The organism is Mycobacterium sp. MS1601, assembly GCF_001984215.1.
Classification (GTDB): domain Bacteria; phylum Actinomycetota; class Actinomycetes; order Mycobacteriales; family Mycobacteriaceae; genus Mycobacterium.
Genome location: NZ_CP019420.1, coordinates 2,738,038 through 2,762,669 on the forward strand (window position 1 = coordinate 2,738,038; position 24,632 = coordinate 2,762,669).

Consider the following 24,632-nt stretch of genomic DNA (forward strand, 5'->3'; position numbering starts at 1 on the left):
CCTTTCAGTGATGATCGTCGAGTACGGCGTGGTCGCCGTCGTCGGTGTGCAGTGGCGCGGTCAGCAGTTGCCGGTGGTCCACCACGTGTTCCAGGGCGGCGACCCAGTGGTCGTAGTACTGCCAGTCATCCCTGACGTCCTCGGGTGCCGACTCCCACGCGCCGATGGTGTCGATCAAGCTCTGCTGGAACTCGCTCCACGGGTAGTGTCCGAACTCGGATAGCGCCAGTGCCAGGCCGAAGGCCCGGCGTTGCCACTCATGGTCGAACGATGGGGCCGCCTGGTCGGTGGTGCAGGTGGTGTGCAGTTGCATCAGGACTGCCCCGCCAGAGCCACGCCCATCATGGACTCGGTGGTCACCAGCTTCATCAGCTCGTCGTCTGGGAGACCTTCAGTGCCCGCGGGGCGTTCGGGAATGACGAACCACCGTGAGTGGCCGCTGGAGTCCCAGACCTTGATCTCGGTGTCATCGGGCAGCGCGACACCGATCTCGGTGAGGACGGTGCGGGGTTCGCGCGCGGCGCGGGCCCGGAACACCGGATCTTTGTACCAGTAGGGTGGCAGGCCCAGCACCGGCCACGGGAAGCACGAACACAGTGTGCAGATCACCAGGTTGTGCACGCCCGGGGTGTTGGCCACCGCCTGCAGGTGCTCGCCTTCGGCGCCGGCCATGCCCTCGGGCAGGTCCAGCTCGGCCAGCGCCGCCGGGGTGTCCACCACCACTCTGGCGGCGAAATCAGGGTCCGTCCAGGCCTTCACAACGATCTTCTGCCCGTTCAACGGCGTCATCTCGGACTCGAAGTACGCCAACACCTTGTCCACGGTCTGGCTGGTGATGACGCCCTTCTCGATGAGCAGACGTTCCAGGGCGGAGACGCGCTCGGCGCTGGACTGTTCACGGTCGGATGGGTAGGCGAATTGGTCGGTCACTGGTTCTCCTGGACAGGTAGTAGGTAGGCCTCGAACAGTTCGGCGTAGAGCGTGTTGGCGCCGGCTTCGGCGCGCACACCCCAGAGTTCGGCGGGAGTGAACTCGACGATGTAGATGGGCATCGGATCGCCGATACCGTCCCCGGTGTGCACGAAGTAGCCGTAGTCGCCCTCGAAAATTCTTGTCACCGTACCGATTCGGTCACGAAGGTAGCCCGGCAGCCGGGTGTGGGCGCCGGCGGGCAGGTCGGCGATACGGACCCGTTGACCGACGGCGAACTTCGGATGGGCCACGTCACGACGAGGGCTGTCGCCGCGTCGCAAGTAGTCCATCACCTGATCGTCGATCGCGGCCGCCCCGGGGACAGACAGTGCCGACGAGGAATCGAGCACAGCGGCGATCTCGTCCTCGGTCACGTAGCCCTGGTCGATGAAGAACTGGGTGATGCCGCCCAGCCACTTCTCGTAGTAGCGGAACTTGAAGTAGTCGAACGGGTTCATCGCCTCGGCACCGGTGCGCAGTGACGCCCATGTCCATTCGTCCCGGAACGCCGTCGGCACCTCGCCGATGGGGTACTGCGGCACCGCGGTGTCGAGATGGGTGCTCAATCCCATCATCGCGACGTGGATGCCGAATATCCGCTTCTCCCATTCCTCCACGAACACCCGTTTCTCGAGGTCCAGTGGCTGGGGTAAGCCCTCCAGGCCGCCCAGATAATGCTGCAACTTCATGCCGGTGCCGCTTCCTTTCGTGTCATCACGGTGGCCAGATATTCCGAGGCGATGCCGAACGTTGCGCCCAGCACGCAGGCGCAGGCCGCCACCAGCCCGGGGTGGGAGATGCTCGTGGCAGTGACCAGCTGGCCGGTGCCGGCCACGGTCGACACGGTGGAGGCGAATCCCACCACCACAGCGGGAGTGGTGGACAGCAGGCTTACCCACGAAGCCTGCACCATCACCGCGCTGCCGACGCCGACGGCGATCGCCGTCATCGTGAGACTGCCGCCGAGCAGGTGCGCGGCATAGAGGCTGGCGCAGGCGATGACCACACCGGTGATGTTCGACAGCACGGACCGAACCCAGCCGGCGGGGCCACCGCCGACGAAGAAGAAGGAGGCCCATGCCAGGAACACCACCCAGATCGGGACGGTGATCACCGTGGCTGTGAAGGCCACCGCCACCCCACCGAGCACTCCGATGCTCAGGGTCAGCGCAGATCGCGAATCCATACAGTTCCACCTTGATCGCTCGAAATACTTGGGACAGTGGGAGAATCGTGAACAACGTTGGGCAGGATGTGTTTCCGTCCGGTAACGCACACTTTGCGGGTGACCGCCGCGGTGGACAGGATTGCTGCAGAAGTGGACATCGGTGACAGAGGACCGACGCTGAAGGACACATCGAGTGCAGATCCGGACATTACCGCGCCCGTGGCCATTGCCCGCGGCACGCTTGGCCGATGTGCCACGAGCAGGACCGCCGCCCCCGTCGTATCGCGGTGCTGGTCTTCGACGGGGTTCGCACCCTCGACGTCACCGGACCGGTGGAAGTCTTCGATGTCGCCAAGGCGTTGGGCTGTGCTTACGACGTGCGTCTGTACTCGACCGCCGACGCCACCACTGTTCGCTGTTCCTCGGGGCTGACATTTGCCGCCATCCCGATCTCGGAGCTGACCGCAGAGGCAGACACGTTGTTGGTGCCGGGAGGTGAATGCCTGGTGGCCCAGGTCATTCCGCACCATCTTCGGAGGTCCATCGAGACACACGCCAGGACGGCGCGACGGATAGCGTCCATCTGCGCCGGGTCGTTCGCTCTGGCTGCGACGGGACTTCTCGACGGCCGTCGCGCGACCACACACTGGCGCCACCTCGACACGCTCGCCGCCCGGTATCCCGCGGTCCGCATCGAGCGGGAGTCCATCTACACCCACGACGGCGCAGTGTGGACGTCTGCGGGTGTTGCCGCGGGCATCGACCTCGCCCTGGCGCTGGTCAGTGATGACCACGGAGCAGCTGTGGCACAGGAGATCTCGAAGGATCTGGTGGTGCTCAGCCGGCGGATGGAGGGACATCCGCAGATCTCGGTGGCGGCCAGGACGCCGCGCCCGAAGCATCCGGAGTTGGAGCGCCTGCTTGCCACGGTCAACAGCGACCCGGCGGGCAACTACGACCTCGACACCGTTGCCGTCCGGATCGGCATCAGTCCACGTCACCTCTCGCGACTGTTCAAGGCCCAGGTGGGTGTGACGTTGCATCAGTACGTCCAGGAGGTCAGGCTCGAGAACGCGGTGAGTCTGGTGCTGGCGGGAGAGTCGTTTCATGCCGCAGCCCGGCGCAGCGGCCTGCGTGACGGCGCCCGGGTGCGTGATCACCTCTCAGCGCACGGCGCCGCCGTCTAGACGGGGCGACGAGTCGAGGGGAGCCGGGGAGGAAGGGCTGCCTGGCTACGGAGCTTCTAGATGCCGGTGGTGCGGAATCGATTTCGGTAGGTTCCGGGCGAGATGCCAAGGTTGCGGCGAAAGGTGCGTCGCATGGTGTCCGGTGTTCCGAAACCCGCACGCCTGGCCACTGCTTCCTGCCCCTGATCGCCCGTGGCGAGCAGTACTTTCGCGGCCTCGAGACGAGCCTGCTCCACAAACCGGGCCGGGGTTGTCCCGGCCTGATCGTGGAACATGCGTACCAGGTGGCGCTCGCTGACAGCAGCTCGATGTGCCATCGAGGTGAGTGAATGGTCGGCGGCCGGGTCGGAGATGACGGAATCCATGATCTCGCGGAGCCCTCCGGTGGCTGGCAGCGCGGATTGCGCCCAGACGCTGAATTGTGCCTGTCCGCCCGGACGTTGGAGGAACACGACGGTCCACCGAGCCACCCGCCGAGCCACCGCGGGTCCGTAGTCGCTCTCCACCAGGGCCAGCGCCAGATCGATCCCGGCGGTGATGCCCGCGCCGGTGATGAACGGGCCGTCTTGGACGAACAGGGAATCCGGATCCACGCGCACCTGCGGATAGGTGCGGGCCAACGACTGACAGTGGGCCCAGTGGGTGGTGGCCCGGCGGCCGTCCAGCAGCCCCAGGTGTGCGAGGACAAAGGCACCCGTGCAGACCGAGGCGATACGGCGTGCGCGTGGCGCCAACTCGCCGACCATCGTCACCGCATCTGGCACCGTGTCCGGTGTCGGCTCCTCGGGGATGTCATGTACGCCCGGGGTGAAATCGAAGTCCGCCGGAACTCCGCCGGGCACCAGCAACGTGTCGATGGTCTGTGGCACCTCGGCCAGCGGCAGGTCCACATTCAAGGTGGCGTAGGCCGTGGTTCCGACGGCGCCGCCGGTGGGTGACGCCAACAACACAGTGTAGTGGGCGCCGAAATCATTGGCACGAGCGAAGATCTCGAGTGGCGCGGCGACGTCCTGCAGGGTCACCTTGTTGTAGAGCGCAAACACCACGGTCTTGGCCTCGGCGCTCAATGCGCCCACCAGGCCGCGAAGATGTCAGGAATCGTCTGCCACATGTCCGCCACTGCCCTTCCGTTTGTCCCTCTCACGCATCACACTGACGCATGGCGACGAACGTCCGGACGCTGGCTGAGCGTGCGGTCAATGTAGCGGGATTCTGTCCCCTCTGCAGTGTGGAGACTTACAACCATGAATTGAGGTGTGCTACAGCAGTACTGGCTACCGTCCTGTGGCGCCGTCGATGAGTTCGCGCAGGATGTCGAGGTGTCCGGCGTGCCTTCCGGTCTCCTCGATCATGTGTGTCAGTGCCCAGCGCATGCTCGGCGGTGTCCGTCCCGGTCGTAACGAGGGCGATTCGAGATCGTCACATTCGCCGATGACGCGGTTGGCGTCCTCGACTGCCCGGCGGTAGGCGAGTATCAGTCCTTCGACGGTGTCGTCGGGACCGGCATGAAACGTCGCGGCCCAGTCAGCTGTCGACTCGCCGAGGAACGTGTAGCGCTCGACGTGGGTCAGATGGTTGAGCAAGCCCAGCAAGTTGGTGCCGGACGGGACGGCGGGTTCACGCACCGCCGGTTCCGGCACTCCGGTCACCTTGTCTACGACGCACTGGCGTAGGTAGTCGAGGAAAGCCAGCAGTACCTCTTTCTCACTGCCGTCGGTGCGGGGCGGGCGTCTGTCCAATGCAGTCATACCTTCCACAGTGGAGGAGCCCCTCGTATATGCCAACATGCATTGCGCACAGGGCAAGAAACTGGTGCCCGACCGATGTCGAGAATGGCGTGACAGCACCGTGCCCTGGGTACGTGGCGCTGACGCTACGGCCCGCCAGCTTTCGGCCCGCACCGATGACGAGGCGGCCGCGGGACTACTGGCATGGTTCCTGCTGCACCACGCCAGGCGGGCGGCCCGCGTTCGCGCCGACGGCAGCCTGGTGACCCTCGCCGACCAGGATCGCAGTTTGTGGCGCACCGACCACATCGCCGAGGCGGTGCTGATCCTGCAGGCGGCCCTGGCCCGAGATCGCCTGGGCGAATACCAGGCGCAGGCCGCCATCGCCGCGCTGCACGCGGACGCCTCGAGCGCCGAGGAGACCGACTGGGTGCAGTCGAGTGGTATGACGAGCTGATCACACTGACCGACAGTCCGGTGGCCCGGCTCAACCGAGCGGCCGCCCTCGGCGAGGCCGATGGGCCGGCGGCCGGGCTGGCGGCGCTGGCCGAACTCGACCCGACGCTGCGCCGCCATCTTGGGATCGGTAGCCCGCAACCACCGTTGAACTGACTCCCGACAGCACCGCCGGCCCTGGCGGTGCATGGCGAGAGGACAGTCCCATCAACGACATTCTGCTGATGTTGACCGAGCTCTGGTACGGCCCACCGCCACCACCGGAGGTGCAGATGTGCGTCACTAATTGTGTTTGCGCAGCTCGGCTTTCGCGAGGGAACGCAGGTGCACCTCGTCGGGTCCGTCGAAGATTCGCATGGACCGGTGCCAGCCGTACATGGCGGCCAGCGGCACGTCATCGCTGACGCCTGCGCCGCCGTGTACCTGGATGGCCCGGTCGATCACGTCCAGCGCCACCCGGGGTACTGACACCTTGGCTGCCGAAATAGTCTGTGCCGCAGCTCGATTACCGTGCACGTCGATGGTCTTGGCCGCGAACTGACACAGCAGTCTGGCCTGGTCGATGGCGATGCGTGACTCGGCAATCTGCTGCTGCACCGTGCCCTGGTCAGCCAACGGCTTACCGAAGGCGATACGCGAGGTGGCACGCGCCGTCATCAGCGACAGTGCGCGCTCAGCCGCTCCGAGTGCCCGCATGCAGTGGTGGATGCGTCCCGGCCCCAGGCGCGCCTGCGCCACAGCGAATCCGGCTCCCTCTTCACCGAGGATGTTGGTCACCGGTACCCGGACGTTGTCGTAGACCACTTCGCAGTGACCGTGCTGGTCATGACGGCCGAACACCGGTACATCGCGCACGATGGTGACACCCGGTGTCGCCACCGGGACCAGCACCATGGACTGCTGGCGGTGCGGTGCGGCGTCGAAGTCGGTCTTGCCCATCACGATCAGCAGAGCGCAGCGGGGATCGGCCGCGCCGCTGGTCCACCACTTGCGGCCATTGATCACGTACTCGTCACCGTCGCGGACGATGCTCGTCTCGATGTTGGTGGCATCCGAGCTGGCCACCGTCACCTCGGTCATGGAGAACGCCGAACGGATCTCACCGTCGAGCAGCGGCTGCAACCACCGGGCCTTCTGGTCCTCGGTGCCGAACAGGTGCAGCAGTTCCATGTTGCCGGTATCAGGGGCTTGTCCGTTGGTGGCCTCGGGCGCCAGATGCAGGCTCCAGCCGGTGATCTCGGCCAGTCCTGCGTAGTCGAGCTGGCTGATTCCGGATTCGGCGGGCAGGAACAGATTCCACAGGCCGCGGGAGCGAGCCTCCCGCTTGAGTTCTTCGACCACCGGCGGCACCACGTGATCATCGGGGCCGGCGGCCCGGCGGTAGGCCTCGTACTCGTGCTCGGCGGGGAAGACATGCGAGTGCATGAAATCCACCAGCGTGGCGCGGAGCTCGCGGGCCCGCTCCGAGGGGCGCAGGTCAAGTGTCGCGGGATCGGTCTCGGGCGGCAGTGCCGGGGCGGCGACCAGGGGGGCGGTGGTGGTGGTCATGAAATCCTCCGGTTCATATGACGGCGGAGCGTGACGCCCGCTCCAGGGCTCGGTTCAGCAGTGGATCCACCATGGCACCGACACCGGCAAAGTCCTCGCCCTCGGTGTGGCCCTGCAGATGTCGGGCGTGGATGCCTTCCAGGATCACCGTCACCTTGAAATCTGCGAACACCAGATACCAGTCGATGTCAACGACGTCGATGCCGCGGGCATTCAGGTAGACGTCCACCAGTTCGTCGCGGGTGGGGAAGCCGGGTAGCGCTGTGGCGCCCGCGGTGATCGGATTGTGAAACTCGCCCTCGTGGTCCCAGAACGAGCACAGGATGCCCAGATCGGTCAACGTGTCACCGAGGGTGGACATCTCCCAGTCCAGCAGTCCGATGATGCGGGTGGGATTGCCGGCTGTGACCATCAGGTTGTCGATCTTGAAGTCCCCGTGCACGATTCCGGGGTAGCGGCTGGCAGGCAGCGTGGAGGCCAGCCGCGTGTGCAATTCCTGCACCTCCGCGCGCGGGCGGGTGACCGAAGACTCCCACTGACGCATCCAACGGCGCAGTTGACGCTCCAGGTAGCCGTCGGGTCTTCCCCAGTCCGCCAGTCCCACCGACGCCGGATCGATCTGGTGCAGATCGGCCAGTACCTGAATTGCATTGTGTGCCAGTTGTGCCCGCTGCTGCTCGTCGAGCTTGCGGGTGTCGTCGGCGGTGCGCAGGGTGATGCCGTCCAGTTTGTCCATCACGTAGAACCGGGCACCGATCACCGAGGTGTCGTCACAGAGCGCCACCGTCCGCGGTACCGGAACTGCGCTGCCCTGCAATGCGGAGATGGCGCGATACTCGCGCCCCATGTCATGGGCGGTGGGCAGGACATGGCCCACCGGAGGGCGGCGAAGGATCCAGTGTCGTTGCCCATCGGTGAGCTCGTAGGTCGGATTGGAGCGGCCACCGGCGATCAGCCATGCGCGCAGGTCGTCACCCACCGGGTGGGTCTCTACGTCGGCGAGCCAGTCCCGCAGCCGTGAAATGTTCTCGATCATCGTTGTGCTCCAACAGTTCCCAATGCCAGTTCGGCGTAACGCTGTGCGATTTGCTCAGGGGTGAGGTGGCCGTTCGGGCGGTACCAGCTGGCGATCGAGGAGCCCATGCTGATGATGGCTCGCGCCGCCTCGTGCGGATATGCTGTGGTGAATGCCCCCTCGGCGACCCCGCGGTCGATGATCACGCGGAACATCTGCTCCTGCTGATCTCGCAGGGCCACCACGATCCGGTGGCCCACGTCATCGAGGCTACGGATCTCCGAGGCCCCGATCAGCGCCTCGGCTCGACGCTGAGTGTGAAACAACGCCCACGCCCGCATCAGCGCGTCGAGTTGCTCGGTCGGTGAGTTGCCCGCCTGGATGAGCGCCGCGTTGGTCGAGGCGATGACGTCCTTCATCGCCGCTTCCATGATGTGTTGGAGGATGCGCTGTTTCGACGGAAAGTAGTGGTAGATGGTGGCCGGTGTCATACCGGCATCGCGGGCGATGTCGCGGATAGAAGTTCCGTGGTAGCCCCGCGATTGGAAGTTCTGGACCGCCGCGGCGACCACGACCCGGCTTCCGCTACCGTTCACTGTTCTCACAGTACGGCTCGCAGTGTCAGGCATCACGCGACTCCCGTCGCAGCCCGAACCGCGGTGGACGCAACCGTGGCGTGAGCGGCTGCCAGGTCCGGGTAGGGCATCGCCCACGGTGGCACGGTCTCCTCCTTCGCATCCGACCGATGTGACTCAGCTCTCCGCGATGTTGCCAACCGAACGATCGTTTGTCAACGGTGCATAAATTGGTCTATCGCTGCACTTCAGGGCGATTACGACATCTTCCCATCTAGAAAACGGTTGTTCGGCCGTGGATTGTGCGCCGTTCGAACGGGCCGAAAACGCGCGGTGGGCGCGGATCACGCGGCGTTGGCTGGGGACCATGCCGACTGCCGTGCCCGCCGACGTCCTCAATCCCGTGGACGTGCATGGGACCTCCTGGCGCCGAGCCGATTTGGCAACGGAAGTGACTGTGCATCAGGGTGTTTCGCAAAGCTATGTACTGCGGCGGCCGGTATCCGTAACGTTTCGGAGCCCCCGCACGACTGACTTGTCGACGGTATGGTGGGTGTCTCGCGGGTGGGGGTCGCCGCGTCAGGGGGAAATTCTCGAGCGTCACCGCCGACGTGCTTGGGTGCGGCACCGTGGCCGCCTATGAGGGAACGACAGCGATTCGCAAAGGATGACGATCGTGGTGCCAATAATCCGGCGGCGTACTGCGCTCAAGCTGCCGGTGGTTGCCTCCGCAGCAGCATTGTTGACGCTCACGCAAACCCCACGGGCCTCGGCGGCCCCGGCCAGGTGGACACCGGAGCGCGCGCACACCTGGTATCGCGGGCAAGGCTGGTTGGTGGGGGCCAACTACATCCCATCGAATGCTGTCAACCAATTCGAGATGTTTCAGGCCCAGTCGTTCGACCCCCAACTGATCGAGAGTGAGCTCCGCCTCGCCAGGCTGATCGGTATCAACACCGTGCGGGTGTTCCTGCATGACCAGTTGTGGACGCAGGATCGGGTGGGTTTCCTGCGCAGACTCGACCAGTTCATCGGCATTGCCGAGCGCAACCGGATCAAACCCCTACTGGTGCTGTTCGATTCGTGCTGGGACCCGCTGCCCAGAGCGGGCCGCCAGCGCGCACCACAGCGCGGCATCCACAACTCACGATGGGTGCAGAGCCCGGGGGCGGCGCGCCTGAACGACCGCCGCTATGCGTTGGTGATGAACGACTATGTCAAGGGTGTGTTGACCCAGTTCCGCAGGGATGATCGAGTGCTGGGCTGGGATCTGTGGAATGAGCCCGACAACCCCGCCAGCGTCTACAGTGACGTGGAGAATCCCGACAAACTGGAACTGGTGGCCGAACTGCTGCCGCAGGTGTTTCGCTGGGCGCGTGACGTGGACCCCAGCCAGCCGCTGACCAGTGGGGTCTGGGAGGGTGAATGGGGCGACCCGGCGCGGCGCACCGAGATCGCGGGCATCCAGCTCCAGCACTCCGACGTCATCACTTTTCACAGTTATGCGCCGCCGCCGGAGTTCGACTTCCGGATCGATGAACTGTCGCCGTGGCGGCGGCCGATGATCTGCACCGAGTACATGGCCAGAACCGAGGGCAGCACGGTCGAGGGAATTCTGCCGATTGCTCAGCGCCGCAACGTTGGAACGTACACCTGGGGCTTGATCGCCGGCAAGACACAGACGTATCTACCCTGGGATTCCTGGGACCATCCCTACGTGACCGAGCCTCCGCGGGAGTGGTTTCACGACCTGCTGCACCGCGGTGGCAGGCCCTACCGGGACCGGGAGATCCACACCATGCGCAGGCTCACCGGCCGGGTGGACGCCATGCCCGGGCGGCGTCCGGACTCCGAGTGGCGCACTCGACGGGGGCGCGTAGTCACCCGCTGACCCTCGTCGGCTCGCCGGTGCCACCGCCGCGGATGCCCTCGCTCGCCGTGAAACCACCAGTCAGTGAAGGAAATCGAGTTGAGGCGTGCCGACCCGCGGTGTTCACTTGTGAACATGGCGGACAGATTGGCGGGCCTGACCCGCAAGCCGGACCGTGCCGGCACCCGGGCCCTGGTGGACGAGGTGTTCGACACTTGCACGGTGGCCACCGTCGCCACGGTGCTCGACGATGAACCCTGGTCGGTACCGATGCTGGTGGTTCGTGACGGAGACCGGTTGCTACTGCACGGCTCCACCGGGGCCGGCGCCCTACGTCACCTCGCCGCCGGGGCGAAGGTGGCGGTCAGCGCGTTCCTGCTCGACGGCCTGGTGATCGCCGAACGGCAGTTCGAACACTCGGCGAACTACCGCTCGGTCGTGGTCCGCGGCGTCTGCTCGGCCATCAGCGGCGACGAGATTGCCGCAGCCCTCGACCTTTTCACCGAGCGCCTGATACCGGGGCGAGTCGGCGAATGCCCTCCGCACTCCGCCAAAGAGATCGCCCAATCCCTGGTACTGCAGCTGGCGATCACCGAGGACAACTGGATCGCCAAGCAGCGCTGCGGCCCGCCGTCCTCGCCGAGTGACCAATGGACCGGTGTCATCCCAGCTATCCATGGCTACGGGCCGCCGGTGTCGGAGTCCCCGCAACCCGTGCCGCGGTCCGTCAGTGACTTCGTGAGCCAACGGCGTCACTGAGTGACGCGAGCAGCCGGTCCACCTCCTGGGCAGTGTTGTACGGCGCCAACCCAATTCGTAGGCCGCCGGCCTCCCGAGCCCCAGATGGCGGGCCGCCTCGTAGGCGTAGAACGATCCGGACGGCGCATTGATGTCCCGGCGCGCCAGCTTGGCGCTCACCATCGCCGCGTCCACCCCGTCGAAGGTCACCAACAACGTCGGAGTCCGGTGCGCCGCCCGCGAGTGCACCGTGATCCCCGGGATCTGGCGCAGCCCGATTTCGATGCGCTCGCGCAGGGCCAGTTCGTAGGCGTCGACGGCGGCCATCGCGGTCACCAGACGGTCCCGTCGGCTGTCCCCAGCCGCCAGTCCGGCAAGGAAGTCGATGGCTGCGGTGGTGCCTGCCATCAGCTCATATGGCAGGGTGCCGTGCTCGAAGCGTTCCGGCACCCGATCGGGGGAAGGCAGTAACTTGTCGGGTCGCAATTCGGCCAGCACCGCGGCGCGCCCGGCCACCACACCGCAGTGCGGCCCCAGGAACTTGTACGGCGAGCAGGCGAAGAAGTCGGCCCCCAGTGCACGGACGTCGACACTGTGGTGGGCGGTGAAGTGCACACCGTCGACATAGAGCAGAGCATCCACGGCGTGGACATGCCCGGCGATGGTCGCGATATCCGGCATGGTGCCGATCAGGTTGGACGCCGCCGTCACCGCGACCAACCGGGTGCGCTCACTCAACTGTGCTGCGACGTCCTGCGCGGACAGCTCGGAGGTGGCCGGGTCGAAGTCCACCCACCGCACCGTGACGCCCGCGGCCGCAGCGGCCAACACCCACGGCCGGACGTTGGCGTCGTGGTCCAGCCGCGTCACCACGATCTCGTCGCCCGCACCCCAACTCCGGGCAAGGGTTCTGGCGAAGTCGAAGGTCAAGGCCGTCATGCTGCGGCCGAAGACCACTTCGTCGGCGGCGGCGCCAAGCAGGTCGGCGAGCGCGGCACGACAGCTCAGCACCAACTCTTCGGCATTGCGTGCCGCCACCGTGACGCTGCCCCGGTTCGCCAGCGGATTCAACAGGGCGCTGCGAATCGCATCCGCCACCGGGACGGGGGTCTGGGATCCGCCGGGACCGTCGAAGAACGCGGTACCTGACGAGAGTGCGGGAAAATGGCTGCGAATCGTGTCAACGTCGAGAGTGGGTGCCGTCACCCGTGAAGTCTGCCTCACACCCGGTTGGGTGGCACCTCGCCGTCGGCGAACGCGGTGATCTGGCGCAGCGCCACCCGCCACGCGCGCTCCTCGGCACCTGCCGTGCTACCGGCCACGTGTGGTGTCAGCAGCAGGCCGGGCGCCGACCACAGCGGGTGTCCGTCGGGCAGCGGTTCCGGGTCGGTGACGTCGAGCGCGGCACGTAGCCGTCCGGACCGCAGTTCGACGAGAAGAGCATCGGTGTCCACAGCAGACCCCCGGCCGGCGTTGACCAGAACGGCACCGTCACGCATCCGTGCCAGGAAGCCGGCGTCGACGATGTGGCGGGTGGCCGGGGCATCGGGCAGCATCGCCACCACCGCGTCCGCGTCCGGCAACAGGTTGTCCACATCGGCGAGGGCATGCACGCCCGGCCGCGCGGTGCGCCCCACCAGTGTCACCTCCACCTCGAACGGCGCCAGTCGCGCTGCCAGATTGGTGCCCAGATCGCCTGCCCCGAGCACCACGATCCGCTTACCGATCAAGGTGTCGCTGGTCCGGTGTCCCCAGGTGCCCGCCGCCTGTAGTCCGGCGAACAGCGGCAGCTCACGGTAGATGTCCAGCAGTACTGCCACTACCCATTCGGCAGTCGAACCCCCATGGGCGCCACGGCCGTTCGACAGCATCACTGCGCTTGGTACGAAGGGCCGCCACTGTTCGTAGCCGGCGTGCAGCGTCTGCACCAACCGCAGCTCTGGCAGGTCGGCGAACCGTCGTCCGGTGGCCGGGGCATCGAAGAAATCGACGACCACCACCGGGGTGTCGAGATGCTCCTCGGGCCAGGGCTGACCGGCCTCGTAGCGGACGGGCGCCAGCTTCTGCGACGACCCCAGTATCTGCATACCGAGGTCGTCGGGAACAAGCACCTTCATCAGATGTCCGAGCTCTCCCGCCACAGGTCGATACCGGATTCCGTTGCATATCTGTCGATTTCGGACAGCTCCTCGTCGGTGAAGTCCAGGTTGTCCAGTGCACCCAGGTTTTCGTCGAGCTGCGCGACGCTGGAGGCGCCCACCAGGGTGGAGGACACCGCGGGGTCCCGCAGCACCCAGGCCAGGGCCAGCTGTGCCAGCGACTGACCGCGCCGCTGTGCAATGGCGTTCAGGCCGCGGAGCTGGTCGCGCACCTGGTCGGTGACCAGCTTGTCGTCGAACGACGGGCGGGAGCGGTCAATGTCCTCGGCGGGCTGCTCGAGGTAACGATTGGTCAGCAGTCCCTGGGCCAGGGCGGTGAACGCGATGGCCCCCATGCCGGCCTTGCCGAGCTCGGCGGTGAGTCCGCCTTCGATCCAGCGGTTGAGCAGCGAGTACGACGGCTGATGGATCACCAGCGGGGTGCCCAGCCGGGCGGCGATGGCCGAGGCCTCTGCGGTCTTGCTCGCCGAGTACGACGAGATGCCGACGTAGCGGGTCTTTCCCGCGCGCACGGCGGTGTCGAGCGCGCCGATGGTCTCTTCCAGCGGTGTCACCGGGTCGATGCGGTGGGAGTAGAAGATGTCGACATGGTCCAGCCCCAGGCGGTCCAGCGACTCGTCCAGGCTGGCCAGCACGTAGGCCCGCCCACCCAGCTGACCGTAGGGGCCCGGCCACATGTCCCAGCCCGCCTTGGTGGAGATGATCAGCTCGTTGCGATACGGCTTGAAATCGCGCCGCAGCATCCGGCCGAAGTTCTCCTCGGCTGATCCGTACGGTGGGCCGTAGTTGTTCGCCAGGTCGAAGTGTGTGATGCCGCGGTCGAATGCGTGCCGCAGGATCTCACGCTGGCCGTCGAAGGGCCGATTGTCGCCGAAGTTGTACCAGAGCCCGAGCGAAATGGCGGGCAGCAGCAGGCCCGACGTCCCGACTCGCCGGTAAGGCATGGCGGCGTAGCGGTCCCGCGCCGCCGTCCACGGATCGTGGGTGAAAGGGACGTCGGTGATCACGAGGTCGTCGGCCATGGGTTCAGGTTAGTCGGCTCAGTCCAGCCGCCCTGCGTCCACCAGCGACAGCACCGGCTCGCCGGCCTCGTCGGAGGCCTCCAAATCCACCTCGACGTCGAAACCCCAGTCGTGGTCACCTGCGGGATCGTCGAGAATCTGGCGCACCCGCCACAGCCCGGGTTCACGGCGAATGATCAACAACGCGGGTCCACGGGCATCAGCTCCGGTGCCGACCTCGGAGTGTTCGTCGAAGTAGTTCTGGCCCAACTCTTCCCAGCGTTGCGCAGGCCACCCGGCATGCAACTCGGCGAGTGAGTCCCAGCGCTGCCGGGCGAACAGCTCCACCCGCCGGAACAGCGCGTTGCGCACCATGGCGGTGAAGGCGCGTTCATTGCCGGTGAGTGGGCGCGGCCGAGCCGGGATGGCCGCAGGCCTGTCGTGCGGCTGTTCGGGATCGGTGAGCTGTTCCCACTCGTCGAGCAGGCTGGAGTCGACTTGGCGCACCAGCTCACCCAGCCACTCCACGATGTCGGTCACCTCCTCGGTACGTGCGGCGGCGGGCACCCCGGAGCGCAGCGCCTTGAACGCATCCGACAGATACCGCAGCACCGCACCCTCGGACCGGGTGAGGCCGTACACACTGACCAGTTCCTTGAAGGTGAAGACCCGTTCCCACATCTCGCGGACAACAGATTTCGGTGACAGCTGACCGTCGGCGGCCCACGGGTTGGTCTGCAGGTAGACCTCGTACACGTGGCCCAACAGCTCTTCCAGGGGCTTGGGATAGGTGACCTCGTCGAGCAGCTCCAGACGTTCCTCGTACTCGATGCCTTCGGCTTTCATGGCGGCCACTGCCTCGCCCCTGGCTTTGTTCAGCTGCGCCGAGATGATCTGCCGCGGATTCTCCAGCGTTGCTTCGATCACCGAAACCACGTCCAGCGCATAGGTTTCCGACGTCGTGTCCAGGACGTCGATGGCGGCAAGGGCAAACGTGGACAGCGGCTGGTTGAGCGCGAAGTCGGGCGGGAGGTCGACAGTCAGCCGGTAACGCCGCCCGTCGGGCTCCGGTGTGTCCAGGCGTTCGAGCACCCCGGCTTGCAGCAGCGAGCGGGCGATGCCGACGGCCTCGCGGATCAGCCGTAGCTGACGTTTGCGCGGTTCGTGGTTGTCGGTGAGCAGCCTGCGCATGGCCTCCCAGGGATCCCCGGGGCGGTCGACGACGTCCAGGATCATCGACGTCGACACCTTCATGTTGCTGGTCAGCGCCTCCGGGGTGGCGTCGACCAACCGCGTCATGGTCTTCTCACTCCACGGCACCATGCCCTCGGGAACCTTGCGCCGCACCAACTTTCGGCGTTTCTTCGGGTCGTCGGCAACCTTGGCGAACTGCTTGAGGTTCTCGACCTCGTGCTCAGGTGCCTGCACCACCACATTGCCCACGGTGTCGAAGCCGGCCCGGCCGGCCCGGCCGGCGATCTGATGGAACTCGCGGGCATTGAGCAGCCGGGTGCGGGTGCCGTCGTACTTGGACAGCGCTGAGAACACCACCGTGCGGATCGGCACGTTGATCCCGACACCCAGGGTGTCCGTGCCGCAGATGACCTTCAGCAGCCCGGCCTGTGCCAGCTGTTCGACCAGGCGGCGGTACTTGGGCAGCATGCCCGCGTGGTGCACGCCGATGCCGTGGCGCACCAGTCGCGACAGCGTGTTCCCGAATGCCGTCGAAAAGCGGAAGCCGCCGATGTGTTCGGCGATGGCTGCTTTCTCCTCCTTGGTGCTGACGTTGACGCTCATCAGTGCCTGGGCCCGTTCCAGTGCGGAGGCCTGGGTGAAGTGCACGACATACACGGGGGCTCGCGAGGTCACGAGCAGATCGCCGATGGTCTCGTGCATCGGGGTGGTGGCATACGAGTAGAACAGCGGCACCGGTCGCTGCGCACCGGCCACCAGGGCCGTCGGCCGGCCGGTCCGTCGGGTCAGGTCCTCGCGGAGGAAGGTGACATCGCCCAGCGTCGCCGACATCAGCAAGAACTGGGCCCGCGGCAGCTCGAGCAGTGGCACCTGCCAGGCCCATCCCCGGTCTGGGTCGCCGTAGAAGTGGAACTCGTCCATCACACACAGGCCCGGTTCTTTTCCAGGTCCGCCGCCTCCTCCCTCACGCAATGCCACATTCGCCAGGATCTCGGCGGTGCACGCGATGATCGGGGCATCGGCGTTGACCGAGGCATCACCGGTGAGCATGCCCACGTTGGCGGCACCGAAGACGTCGCACAGCGCGAAGAACTTCTCGCTGACCAGCGCCTTGATCGGCGCGGTGTAGTAGCTGCGCCTGCCAGCGGCGAGTGCGGCGTACTGCGCACCCATGGCCACCAGCGATTTCCCTGACCCGGTGGGGGTTGCCAGGATGACGTTGGAGCCGCTGACCAGTTCGATCAGCGCCTCCTCCTGCGCCGGATACAGCGTGGTGCCGTTGGCCTCGGCCCACGTGGCGAACGAGGTGAACAGTTCGTCGGCGTCGTTGCCAAGGGCGCGCAGCGCACCGAGGTCGGTCGGGTCGTCCAGGAGTGGAGTGCTCATGTCGGGTACCAGCGTGCCTGACCGCTGCTATATCCGTGTCACCGGCCGACCGTGCACGGCTGTGGTAGACACACCAGATGCGCGACGGGCGCCTCCTGGTCACCGGTCAGACGTGCTGGCGCGTCGAGCACGCCGACCGGGTCGCGTGCATCATCGACGGCCAGGACTACTTCCGGCACGTCAAAGCCGCCATGCTGCGGGCGCGGCGCCGCATTCTGCTGATCGGCTGGGATTTCGACACCAGGATGTTGCTGGAGCGTGGCGGTAAAACACTGCCCGGGCCCAATCAACTGGGCACGCTGCTGCGCTACCTGGTCCGTATCCGGCCCGAGCTGGAGATCCACCTGCTGCGCTCCAACGTGCGGCTGGTGTCGGCCTTCGAGGCCATGTGGGGTGCGGTGACGCCGGTGGCACTGATGAACCGGCTCAGCAGTGACCGGTTGCAGTTCGCCGTCGACGGAGTGCATCCCACCGGTGCCGTGCCGCACCAGAAGATCGTGGTGGTGGACGACAAGATCGCGTTTTGTGGTGGTATGGACCTCACCGTCGACCGCTGGGATACGCGAGAGCACTTGGACCGCAACGAGTTCCGCCAGAACGTCGGCCACGCGTACGGTCCGCGCCATGATGTGGCCGCCGCGGTGGACGGGGCGGCCGCCCGGGCGTTGGCCGAACATGCCAGGCAGCGCTGGCACACCGCGACCGGGGTGGAGCTCGAGCCGGTGGAGGCCGCCCACCTGGTCTGGCCACGCGGCCTGGAGCCGACGATGCGTGACGTTCAGGTCGGCATCGCGCGGACACTGCCGGAGCTGCCCGAGCACCCCGAGGTCCGAGAGGTGGAGGCACTCAACCTCGCCGCTCTCGCGGTCGCGGACAAGTCGATCTACCTGGAGAACCAGTACCTGGCCTCCAGAAAGATCGTCGACGTCCTGGCTGTTCGCCTACGCGAGCCCGCCGGCCCGGAGGTCCTGATCGTGCTGCCCCGCCATTCCGAGAGCAAGCTCGAGGAACAGTCCATGGACAGCGCGAGGTATCGGCTGCTGCACATCCTGTGGGAGGCCGACAAGCACGGGCGGCTGGGGGTGTTTTGGCCGGTGACCGGCGGAGAGTCGAGTTCGCCAGGGACGAGCGGCCGGAGAGCTCGCCGCCCAGACAGCCCCGGCGGCACGTCGGTCTACGTGCACTCCAAGGTGATGGTGATCGACGATCAGCTGCTGCGCATCGGTTCGTCGAATCTGAACAACCGGTCGCTGGGCTTCGACAAGGAGTGTGACCTGGCGTTCGAGGCGGCCGGCGACGAGCAGAGATCGGCCATCGCGGCGGTGCGCAACGGTCTGATCGCCGAACATCTGGGTCTGGATCCGGGCGACTTCGATGCGGCCGTGGCGGCGGCGGACGGATCGCTGTTGGCTGCCATCGAGGGGGCCCGTGGTCAAGGTAGGACGCTGACGCCGTTCACCGAGGAGACCATCGCCGGTGAAGGCAGCCTGTTGGCGGAGAACGATCTGATGGATCCCGACCGCGTCCCGACGTCGTTCGTGCGCAGTGCGCAGCGTTGGATCGCGCGCCTCAATGAGTAGGTTCGGTGGCGTGACGATCAGCTACGACGACGACCTGCGGACGTTGATCTCCGGCCATCTGGCAGGGCATGAGCGCCGGGTGGTGACGGACTCGACGAAGCGGCACGCGGCGGTGGCGGTGGTGCTGGTGGACTCGGTGGCCGGTGAGGACCGGGTGGACCCCGTGCTGCCCGACGGTTGGATGGCCGGACGGCCGATGCCGGGGCAGAACCTGGACGGCCGCATGGTCGACGTGGCGGGTGGTGCGTCGTTCTTCCTGTGCCGCAGGGCTTCTCGGCTCAGTTCGCATGCCGCACAGTGGGCGCTGCCAGGTGGGCGGCTCGATCCAGGGGAGACGCCCGAGCAGGCCGCGCTGCGCGAGCTCGACGAAGAGGTGGGTATTCGGTTGCCGGAATCGGCGGTGCTGGGGTTGCTCGACGATTACGCCACGCGGTCGGGGTACGTCATCACCCCGGTGGTGGTGTGGGGTGGCGGCCGAGGTGATCCGCGTCCGTCGCCGGACGAGGTGGTGGCGGTGTACCGGGTGGGCCTGCACCAGCTGCTGCGCGACGATTCACCGCGGTTCGTCGCCATTCCGGAGAGCCCGCGGCCGGTGGTGCAGATTCCGTTGGGACACGACCTGATCCACGCGCCGACGGGTGCGGTGCTGTTGCAGTTGCGCTGGCTCGGACTGGAGGGACGCTCCGAGGCGGTCAACGAGTTGGAGCAGCCGGTGTTCGCCTGGAAGTAGCGAGGTCATGTTCCACCATGGCGGCGGCGTCGGCGGCCACCGCGGTGGCGTCGGCGTCGCGTGCGGTGGAGAACAGCAGCATGGCGGTGCCTCGCAGCATGCCTACCAACGTCAGCGCGGTGGTGTCGGGATTGGCGTCGGGTCGAACGGAGCCGTCGGCGATGCCGTCGCGGATGTGCTGGGCCAAGAGTTCTCTGAACCACGAATCCCGTTCGGCGAACAGTGGTCCCAGCTCTGAGTCGCTGCGCATGGACTCCGCCCACAGCTGCAGGAACGCCTCGGGTTTGGGGGAGCGCTGGCGGATGACACCCAGGTAAGTGGTGATCAGCGACGTCAATCGGCTCAGTCCGGTGGGCGCGTCGGCGGGTACGGCGAAGTTCTGTGAGTTCTCCAGTACCGCGGCCAGCAGCCGGGTCTTGCTACCGAAGTGATGGTTGACGATGCCGCGGCTGTAGCCGGCCGCGACGCCGACGTCGGCCAGCGACATCGACCGGGAACCGCGTTGCGCCACCAGTTCCGTGGCTGCGTCGACCACTCTGCGTCGGGCTTCGGTGCGCCGCTGTTCCTGGGTGCGGCGGGAGGCTTTCTCCTGGTCATGCATGGGTTGACAGTACCGCTGGGACGATTAAAGTTGCTTGATGTATGGCAAGTATCTGAAGGAGTGTCATGTCCGTTTTGGATGAAGCAGCAGTGCAGAAGTTTCTCGCCGAGGACGACGGCGGGCCCGTGGTGATGCTCAACTTGGTGAAGTTCGAGCCGGATGGCGGCGAGGCGAAGTACCTGTCCTACCTGGAGAAGTTCGAGACCAGCGGCGTCAAGGAGCGCTACAACGTCGAAGTCGTCTACGGCGGGGCAGGCTCGGCGCCCTTGGCCGCCGATGGCCGGATTTGGGACATGGTGGCCCTGGTGCGGTACCCGAGTCGCCGGCACTTCGCGGAGATGATCGTCGACCCGGACTATGTCGCATTCGAGCATCTGCGCAGCGAGGCGGTGGTGGCCGCAGTGCTGCAGCCCACCACCCCGGTGCTCTAGCTCGTGTGCAACCCGCTCAGCGCCTCTGGCAACGGACCGGTGTGCAGCACACCCAGGCGCTGGGTGGCCCGCGTCAGCGCGACGTAGAGTTCGGCGCCGCCTGCGTCGGAGGCCAGGATCTGATCGGGCTCGACCACCAGCACGGCGTCGAACTCCAGCCCCTTGGTCTCCGACGGCGGTACCGTGCCCGGTGTCCCGGGCGGGCCGATCACCACGCTGGTGCCGTCCAGTTGTGACTCACGGTCGACGAATTCAGCTATCGCCGAAGATAATTGGCCCGGAGTGACCTGTCGGGACCATGGTGCGACACCGCTGGAGCGCACCGACTCCGGCGGTGTCACCGCCGGTGCGATCTCGGCGAGCAGGTCCGCCGCCACCGACATGATCTCCGCGGGCGTGCGGTAGTTCACCGACAGCGTCCGATACACCCACCGGCCCGGCACATAGGGATCCAGCATGGCCCCCCAGCTGGGTGCACCCGCGGAGGACCTGCGCTGGGCCAGATCACCCACGACGGTGAACGACCGGCTGGGGCAGCGACGCATCAGCACGCGCCAGTCCATCTCCGAGAGCTCCTGGGCCTCGTCGACCACCACGTGGCGGTAGGTCCAGTCCCGGTCGGACGCGGCGCGCTCGGCCAGGTCGCGGGTGTCGCGCTCGGTGAACCGGTCGGCCAGCTTCTCGGCGTCGATGACGTCGCCTGCCAGAAGCTTGTCCTCGTCGTCCATCAGATCTTCGCGGTCGATCAGCAGGTCCAGCACCCCGGCGGCGTAAGCCTCCTCCTCCTGGCGTTCACGCTCCGCGACCGCCTCGGCCCGGCGGTCACGGCCCAACATGTCGATCAGCTCGTCGAGCAGAGGTACGTCCGACACCGTCCAGGCCTGCCCGTCTTCGCGCCACAGCGCGGGATCGGCACCCGCGGTGCTCAGCCTCTCCTGCGAGCTGTACAGCGATGCCAGCAGCTTCTCCGGAGTCAGGATCGGCCACAGCGCGTCGATCGCTTTGCCCACCTGCTCGTGATCGTCGAGTTCGGCGGACAGGTCCGACCGCAGTTCGGCCCAGGCATTCGTGTCCTCACGCGACAGCCAGCCTTTGGCGATCCGGCTGGTGGCACGCTCGGTGAGTACGTAGACGATGATCTCGCGGAACTTGGCCCTGGCATCGTTGTGCGGCAGTCCGCTGTCGCGGGCCTCCTGGCGCGCCCACTCGGCCGTCGCGGCGTCGATGCGCACCTCGGTGTCGGTCAACTCGATCGGGATCGGATCCTGGGGCAGTCGTTGCCAGTCGGCAATGGCCGCGGCCAGCACCTCGAGCATCTTCAGCGACCCCTTGAACCGGGCGGCGTCGGGAGTGTCCTCGGCGCTGACCTGCAGGCCCGGGACCAGATCGCCGGTGGTCATGAACACCGCGTCCGATTCGCCCAGCGACGGCAGCACCCGGCCGATGTGGTTGAGAAACGCCTGATTGGGGCCCACGATCAGGACACCGTGCCGCTCGAACCGGGCGCGCTGGGTGTAGAGCAGGTATGCCACCCGGTGCAGCGCCACCACGGTCTTACCGGTGCCGGGGCCGCCTTCGATCACCAGCACACCGGGATTGTCCAGCCGGATGATCCTGTCCTGCTCGGCCTGGATGGTGGCGACGATGTCGCGCATGCCCTCACCGCGCGGGGCGCTGACAGCGGCCAGCAGCGCGGCGTCGCCGCGTGCTCCCGCATGCGGGGTGCCGAACTGCTCGTCGGTGAAGTCGACGACGGTGCGCCCCCGGGAATGAAACTGCCTGCGCCTGCTCATGTCCTCCGGGTGCGCCGCGGTGGCCACGTAGAACGGCCGCGCCGCCGGGGCCCGCCAGTCGATCAGCAGTGGGTCGGATTCGGCGATCTCCACGCCGATGCCGATGCGCCCGATGTACAAGCGCTCACCTGCGTTGGTGTCGAGGCGGCCGAAGCACAGACCGTGGTCGGCCACATCGAGGCGCTGCAACTGCTTGGCCACCGCGCGCACCTCGACGTCGCGCTCCAGCAACGCCGCGCCCTCACGGTCGTCGTGGCCACGCAGGGCGGAGCTGTAGCGGGCCTGCAGCCGCGCCCGCTCGGCGTCCAGCCGCGAGTAGAGCTCGCTGACATACCTCTGCTCGGCCTGCAGTTCCTGTCCGTAATCTTGATCCGGCACCTGGCTCCTCACGTAGTCCCAGTCGATTATCCTGGCGTCGCAAAACACGCAGGGGGAGACATGAAGGCGCGGTGGGCAGCCCAGGTCACGGGCGCGGCGCTGGTGGCGGTTTGTGCTGCAGTGACTCCCGCCACCAACCCGGCGGCGAACGCAGACTCCTGTCCCGACGTCGAGGTGGTCTTTGCGCGCGGCAGCGGCGAGCCGCCTGGCGTCGGGGGAGTGGGCCGGGCATTCGTCGACGCGGTGCGCTCGCAGGCAGGCCGGCGAACCGTCGGTGTGTACGCGGTGGACTATGCGGCCAGCAGCAATTTCTCGGACCGCCCCGAGATCGCCAGGACCGTGGCGGCGGGTGTGCGCGATGAGGCCGATCATCTGACGTGGATGGTGCGGTACTGCCCCGACACCAAGATGGTGCTCGGCGGGTATTCGCAGGGCGCGGCGCTCACCGGCATGCTGACGTCAACGCCGCTGCCCGCTCGGGTGGCCGACCACGTGGCCGCCGTGGTGTTCTTCGGTAAGCCCTCCGGCGAACTGCTGCCGCGCTACAGCGTCACGCGCATCATCATCGGTAAGCGTTACGCGTTCAAGACACTTGATCTGTGCGCACCCGGCGACGCCGTGTGTGAAGGGATTCTCGACGGCCCCCGCGCAGCGCACCGGCTGTATCCGGTCAACGGCATGGTGGCCCGCGGAGCGGTGTACGCCGTCAGCAAGCTGTAATTGTTGCCTGCGTTGTACGCCGCTGTGCCGGGTAATGACAGCGCATGAGTCTGCGAAACACACTCGGTCTGTTCTGCGCGACGGTGGCTGCCGGCGCCCTGATCGGTGCTCCGGTGGCGTCCGCCGAACCCGCTTGCCCCGACGCCGAGGTGATCTTTGCCCGCGGAACCGGTGAGGCGCCGGGCGTCGGTGGCATCGGGCAGGCCTTTGTCGACTCGGTGCGCAACCAGGCCGACGGACGCTCTGTCGACGTCTACCCGGTGAACTACCCGGCCAGCGGCAACTTCAACGACCGCCTCGACATCGTGCGCAGCGTCACCGCGGGCGTCCGTGACCAGGGCGCCAGGATCGAGTACATGGCAGCCACCTGCCCGGACACCCGGCTGATCCTGGGCGGCTACTCGCAGGGCGGAGCAGTCACGGGTTTCACCACGTCCACGGCCGCGCCTGCCGGGGTGCCTGCTGAGCTGGTTCCGCCTCCGCTGCCCTCCGACGTCGCCGACAACGTGGCCGCGGTGGTGCTGTTCGGGAAGCCGTCGAATCAGTTCCTCAGCTCTTTCAACGCCCCGACCATCGACATCGGGGCGGCCTACACCGGCAAGACGCTGGATCTGTGTGCCGCCGGCGACACCATCTGTGAGGGTGTATTCGGTGCAGGACCGACGGTGGCTCATGCGCTGTATCCGGTCAATGGCCAGGTCTCCGAGGGTGCGGCGTACGCCGTCAGCCGAATCTGAGATGGCGCCGCGCTACTGATTCGGGGGCTCTAGCTCGAGCAGGCGCATCTCTTCGAGCAGGCCAGGAGAATGGTGCGCAGCTCGTTGTCGTCCACATCGGCCAGCATGGGATCGGTTGCGCAGGCGTAGATTCCGGCCGTGGTCATGGACATGGCCACCCGCGTGACGGTGTCGGGGGCGGGTCCCAAGAGCAGTGCCGAGAACCGGTCGATGATCTTCTGGAAGTCGCCGTACGATTCCACGATCTGATGGATGGTGGGATCACCGTAGAACAGCGATGACACCCGGCGGTGCCGGATGGCGAGTTCGACGAGTCCGCTGACCGCCACATCGCGCTGCGCCTCGTGGGAGGGCTGCAGTTCGGCGATCCGGTTCAGGTGTTCGATGTCCTCGAAGATCGGCTTCACGACGGCCAGTGCGATTTCGTCCTTGGACTGGAACTGGTAGTAGACCGCGCCCTTCCCGACACCGAGGCGGTCGGCGATCATCTGCAGCGATGTCCCGTGCACGCCGTGCTTGGCGAACAGCTCAAGGGCGGCGTCCAGCACCCGCTCACGGGCGAAGCCGCGCGGCGCAGTTGTTTTGGTAGCTGACGGTTTTGACACAAGAACCCCTCATCTACTGCCGTCACCGTGGGTGCAGACGTCGATCTGCGGACTGTACCCC

The 24,632-nt window shown here is 66.6% G+C and carries 22 protein-coding genes and 3 pseudogenes; 9 read left to right on the top strand and 16 right to left on the bottom strand.

Annotated features, from left to right (window positions below; translation table 11 throughout):
* Nucleotides 1–4: 4 nt before the first annotated feature.
* Genes BVC93_RS13380 through BVC93_RS13395 form a run of 4 tightly spaced genes read right to left on the bottom strand, consistent with a single transcriptional unit; the run spans nucleotide 5 to nucleotide 2,158 of the window.
* Nucleotides 5–313, bottom strand: coding sequence for a nitrile hydratase accessory protein (locus BVC93_RS13380; RefSeq protein ID WP_083737834.1), 309 nt, complete (start codon nucleotides 311–313; stop codon nucleotides 5–7).
* On the bottom strand, nucleotides 313–930 hold the full coding sequence (gene nthA, locus BVC93_RS13385) for a nitrile hydratase subunit alpha (protein ID WP_083737836.1): 618 nt from the start codon (nucleotides 928–930) through the stop codon (nucleotides 313–315). The genes BVC93_RS13380 and nthA overlap by 1 nt, the downstream gene beginning before the upstream one ends.
* Entirely contained in the window at nucleotides 927–1,661 is a 735-nt protein-coding gene (nthB, locus tag BVC93_RS13390; protein WP_083737838.1) for a nitrile hydratase subunit beta, read from the bottom strand. The genes nthA and nthB overlap by 4 nt, the downstream gene beginning before the upstream one ends.
* Nucleotides 1,658–2,158, bottom strand: a complete 501-nt coding sequence (locus BVC93_RS13395; RefSeq protein WP_083737839.1) for a DUF1097 domain-containing protein — start codon at nucleotides 2,156–2,158, stop codon at nucleotides 1,658–1,660. The genes nthB and BVC93_RS13395 overlap by 4 nt, the downstream gene beginning before the upstream one ends.
* Nucleotides 2,159–2,388: 230 nt before the next feature.
* Here BVC93_RS13395 and BVC93_RS13400 point away from each other — a divergent pair, with 230 nt between their 5' ends.
* Nucleotides 2,389–3,327 (top strand): GlxA family transcriptional regulator, encoded by a 939-nt coding sequence (locus BVC93_RS13400; RefSeq protein WP_083737841.1) that lies wholly within the window; start codon nucleotides 2,389–2,391, stop codon nucleotides 3,325–3,327.
* 56 nt (nucleotides 3,328–3,383) lie between these two features.
* Here BVC93_RS13400 and BVC93_RS13405 read toward each other — a convergent pair whose 3' ends face one another.
* Nucleotides 3,384–4,403, bottom strand: coding sequence for a GlxA family transcriptional regulator (locus BVC93_RS13405; RefSeq protein WP_236950351.1), 1,020 nt, complete (start codon nucleotides 4,401–4,403; stop codon nucleotides 3,384–3,386).
* A gap of 198 nt (nucleotides 4,404–4,601) precedes the next feature.
* A complete protein-coding gene (locus BVC93_RS13410) occupies nucleotides 4,602–5,075 on the bottom strand; it encodes a DinB family protein (RefSeq protein WP_083741027.1) in 474 nt (157 codons plus the stop codon).
* Nucleotides 5,076–5,205: 130 nt separating this feature from the next.
* On the opposite strand from BVC93_RS13410, the pseudogene BVC93_RS13415 reads away from it, so the two are divergent.
* Nucleotides 5,206–5,630: pseudogene (locus tag BVC93_RS13415) on the top strand (DUF6596 domain-containing protein); the annotation flags it as partial.
* 162 nt (nucleotides 5,631–5,792) lie between these two features.
* Here the strand turns inward: BVC93_RS13415 and BVC93_RS13420 are convergent.
* The 3 genes from BVC93_RS13420 to BVC93_RS13430 are packed head-to-tail and all read right to left on the bottom strand — an operon-like array spanning nucleotide 5,793 to nucleotide 8,669.
* On the bottom strand, nucleotides 5,793–7,058 hold the full coding sequence (locus BVC93_RS13420) for an acyl-CoA dehydrogenase family protein (RefSeq protein ID WP_083737842.1): 1,266 nt from the start codon (nucleotides 7,056–7,058) through the stop codon (nucleotides 5,793–5,795).
* 13 nt (nucleotides 7,059–7,071) lie between these two features.
* Nucleotides 7,072–8,094 carry a phosphotransferase family protein gene (locus BVC93_RS13425; RefSeq protein WP_083737844.1) on the bottom strand — a complete coding sequence of 341 codons (1,023 nt, stop codon included), beginning with the start codon at nucleotides 8,092–8,094 and terminating at the stop codon, nucleotides 7,072–7,074.
* The gene (locus tag BVC93_RS13430; protein WP_236950352.1) at nucleotides 8,091–8,669 is read right to left on the bottom strand and encodes a TetR family transcriptional regulator; all 579 of its coding nucleotides are present in this window, start codon (nucleotides 8,667–8,669) and stop codon (nucleotides 8,091–8,093) included. The genes BVC93_RS13425 and BVC93_RS13430 overlap by 4 nt, the downstream gene beginning before the upstream one ends.
* 667 nt (nucleotides 8,670–9,336) lie before the next feature.
* Between BVC93_RS13430 and BVC93_RS13435 the strand changes: the two are divergent.
* Together BVC93_RS13435 and BVC93_RS13440 are read left to right on the top strand one after the other, a co-directional pair.
* Nucleotides 9,337–10,464, top strand: a pseudogene (locus BVC93_RS13435) (1,4-beta-xylanase); the annotation flags it as partial.
* 189 nt (nucleotides 10,465–10,653) lie between these two features.
* Nucleotides 10,654–11,277: a pyridoxamine 5'-phosphate oxidase family protein gene (locus BVC93_RS13440; protein ID WP_083741028.1), complete on the top strand. Its 624-nt coding sequence runs from the start codon at nucleotides 10,654–10,656 to the stop codon at nucleotides 11,275–11,277.
* Nucleotides 11,278–11,409: 132 nt separating this feature from the next.
* Here BVC93_RS13440 and BVC93_RS33985 read toward each other — a convergent pair.
* The 4 genes and pseudogenes from BVC93_RS33985 to BVC93_RS13460 all read right to left on the bottom strand — a co-directional run.
* A pseudogene (locus BVC93_RS33985) lies at nucleotides 11,410–12,543 on the bottom strand (cysteine desulfurase-like protein); the annotation flags it as partial.
* Nucleotides 12,477–13,373 (bottom strand): 2-hydroxyacid dehydrogenase, encoded by an 897-nt coding sequence (locus BVC93_RS13450; RefSeq protein ID WP_083737848.1) that lies wholly within the window; start codon nucleotides 13,371–13,373, stop codon nucleotides 12,477–12,479. The gene BVC93_RS13450 and the pseudogene BVC93_RS33985, both read right to left, overlap by 67 nt.
* Nucleotides 13,373–14,437, bottom strand: a complete 1,065-nt coding sequence (locus tag BVC93_RS13455; RefSeq protein WP_083737850.1) for an aldo/keto reductase — start codon at nucleotides 14,435–14,437, stop codon at nucleotides 13,373–13,375. The genes BVC93_RS13450 and BVC93_RS13455 overlap by 1 nt, the downstream gene beginning before the upstream one ends.
* 18 nt (nucleotides 14,438–14,455) lie before the next feature.
* Complete coding sequence (locus tag BVC93_RS13460) at nucleotides 14,456–16,996, bottom strand: DEAD/DEAH box helicase (protein WP_083737852.1); 2,541 nt, start codon at nucleotides 16,994–16,996, stop codon at nucleotides 14,456–14,458.
* A 77-nt stretch (nucleotides 16,997–17,073) separates the two neighbouring features.
* Here BVC93_RS13460 and BVC93_RS13465 point away from each other — a divergent pair, with 77 nt between their 5' ends.
* Together BVC93_RS13465 and BVC93_RS13470 are read left to right on the top strand one after the other, a co-directional pair.
* Complete coding sequence (locus tag BVC93_RS13465; RefSeq protein ID WP_083737853.1) at nucleotides 17,074–18,576, top strand: phospholipase D-like domain-containing protein; 1,503 nt, start codon at nucleotides 17,074–17,076, stop codon at nucleotides 18,574–18,576.
* 10 nt (nucleotides 18,577–18,586) lie between these two features.
* Nucleotides 18,587–19,306, top strand: a complete 720-nt coding sequence (locus tag BVC93_RS13470; RefSeq protein ID WP_083737855.1) for an NUDIX hydrolase — start codon at nucleotides 18,587–18,589, stop codon at nucleotides 19,304–19,306.
* Here the strand turns inward: BVC93_RS13470 and BVC93_RS13475 are convergent.
* A complete protein-coding gene (locus BVC93_RS13475; RefSeq protein ID WP_083737857.1) occupies nucleotides 19,269–19,907 on the bottom strand; it encodes a TetR/AcrR family transcriptional regulator in 639 nt (212 codons plus the stop codon). The two genes, BVC93_RS13470 and BVC93_RS13475, sit on opposite strands and share 38 nt — an antisense overlap.
* 65 nt (nucleotides 19,908–19,972) lie before the next feature.
* On the opposite strand from BVC93_RS13475, the gene BVC93_RS13480 reads away from it, so the two are divergent.
* Nucleotides 19,973–20,338, top strand: a complete 366-nt coding sequence (locus BVC93_RS13480; RefSeq protein ID WP_083737859.1) for a hypothetical protein — start codon at nucleotides 19,973–19,975, stop codon at nucleotides 20,336–20,338.
* On the opposite strand, the gene helR is transcribed toward BVC93_RS13480, so the two are convergent.
* Nucleotides 20,335–22,509 carry an RNA polymerase recycling motor ATPase HelR gene (helR, locus tag BVC93_RS13485; protein ID WP_157516906.1) on the bottom strand — a complete coding sequence of 725 codons (2,175 nt, stop codon included), beginning with the start codon at nucleotides 22,507–22,509 and terminating at the stop codon, nucleotides 20,335–20,337. The genes BVC93_RS13480 and helR overlap by 4 nt on opposite strands.
* A 60-nt stretch (nucleotides 22,510–22,569) precedes the next feature.
* Here helR and BVC93_RS13490 point away from each other — a divergent pair, with 60 nt between their 5' ends.
* The gene (locus BVC93_RS13490; RefSeq protein ID WP_083737861.1) at nucleotides 22,570–23,229 is read left to right on the top strand and encodes a cutinase family protein; all 660 of its coding nucleotides are present in this window, start codon (nucleotides 22,570–22,572) and stop codon (nucleotides 23,227–23,229) included.
* A gap of 44 nt (nucleotides 23,230–23,273) precedes the next feature.
* Complete coding sequence (locus BVC93_RS13495; protein WP_083737863.1) at nucleotides 23,274–23,966, top strand: cutinase family protein; 693 nt, start codon at nucleotides 23,274–23,276, stop codon at nucleotides 23,964–23,966.
* A 29-nt stretch (nucleotides 23,967–23,995) separates the two neighbouring features.
* Here the strand turns inward: BVC93_RS13495 and BVC93_RS13500 are convergent, their stop codons facing one another.
* Entirely contained in the window at nucleotides 23,996–24,571 is a 576-nt protein-coding gene (locus BVC93_RS13500) for a TetR/AcrR family transcriptional regulator (RefSeq protein ID WP_083737864.1), read from the bottom strand.
* Between the last annotated feature and the right edge of the window lie 61 nt (nucleotides 24,572–24,632).

What these genes read in the sequence shown, in the direction of transcription:
- BVC93_RS13380 (WP_083737834.1), bottom strand. Translation starts at nt 313, where the DNA reads ATGCAACTGCACACCACCTGCACCACCGACCAGGCGGCCCCATCGTTC.
- nthB (WP_083737838.1), bottom strand. Translation starts at nt 1,661, where the DNA reads ATGAAGTTGCAGCATTATCTGGGCGGCCTGGAGGGCTTACCCCAGCCA.
- BVC93_RS13395 (WP_083737839.1), bottom strand. Translation starts at nt 2,158, where the DNA reads ATGGATTCGCGATCTGCGCTGACCCTGAGCATCGGAGTGCTCGGTGGG.
- BVC93_RS13400 (WP_083737841.1), top strand. Translation starts at nt 2,389, where the DNA reads ATGTGCCACGAGCAGGACCGCCGCCCCCGTCGTATCGCGGTGCTGGTC.
- BVC93_RS13410 (WP_083741027.1), bottom strand. Translation starts at nt 5,075, where the DNA reads ATGACTGCATTGGACAGACGCCCGCCCCGCACCGACGGCAGTGAGAAA.
- BVC93_RS13420 (WP_083737842.1), bottom strand. Translation starts at nt 7,058, where the DNA reads ATGACCACCACCACCGCCCCCCTGGTCGCCGCCCCGGCACTGCCGCCC.
- BVC93_RS13425 (WP_083737844.1), bottom strand. Translation starts at nt 8,094, where the DNA reads ATGATCGAGAACATTTCACGGCTGCGGGACTGGCTCGCCGACGTAGAG.
- BVC93_RS13440 (WP_083741028.1), top strand. Translation starts at nt 10,654, where the DNA reads ATGGCGGACAGATTGGCGGGCCTGACCCGCAAGCCGGACCGTGCCGGC.
- BVC93_RS13450 (WP_083737848.1), bottom strand. Translation starts at nt 13,373, where the DNA reads ATGAAGGTGCTTGTTCCCGACGACCTCGGTATGCAGATACTGGGGTCG.
- BVC93_RS13455 (WP_083737850.1), bottom strand. Translation starts at nt 14,437, where the DNA reads ATGGCCGACGACCTCGTGATCACCGACGTCCCTTTCACCCACGATCCG.
- BVC93_RS13460 (WP_083737852.1), bottom strand. Translation starts at nt 16,996, where the DNA reads ATGAGCACTCCACTCCTGGACGACCCGACCGACCTCGGTGCGCTGCGC.
- BVC93_RS13465 (WP_083737853.1), top strand. Translation starts at nt 17,074, where the DNA reads ATGCGCGACGGGCGCCTCCTGGTCACCGGTCAGACGTGCTGGCGCGTC.
- BVC93_RS13475 (WP_083737857.1), bottom strand. Translation starts at nt 19,907, where the DNA reads ATGCATGACCAGGAGAAAGCCTCCCGCCGCACCCAGGAACAGCGGCGC.
- BVC93_RS13480 (WP_083737859.1), top strand. Translation starts at nt 19,973, where the DNA reads ATGTCCGTTTTGGATGAAGCAGCAGTGCAGAAGTTTCTCGCCGAGGAC.
- BVC93_RS13490 (WP_083737861.1), top strand. Translation starts at nt 22,570, where the DNA reads ATGAAGGCGCGGTGGGCAGCCCAGGTCACGGGCGCGGCGCTGGTGGCG.
- BVC93_RS13495 (WP_083737863.1), top strand. Translation starts at nt 23,274, where the DNA reads ATGAGTCTGCGAAACACACTCGGTCTGTTCTGCGCGACGGTGGCTGCC.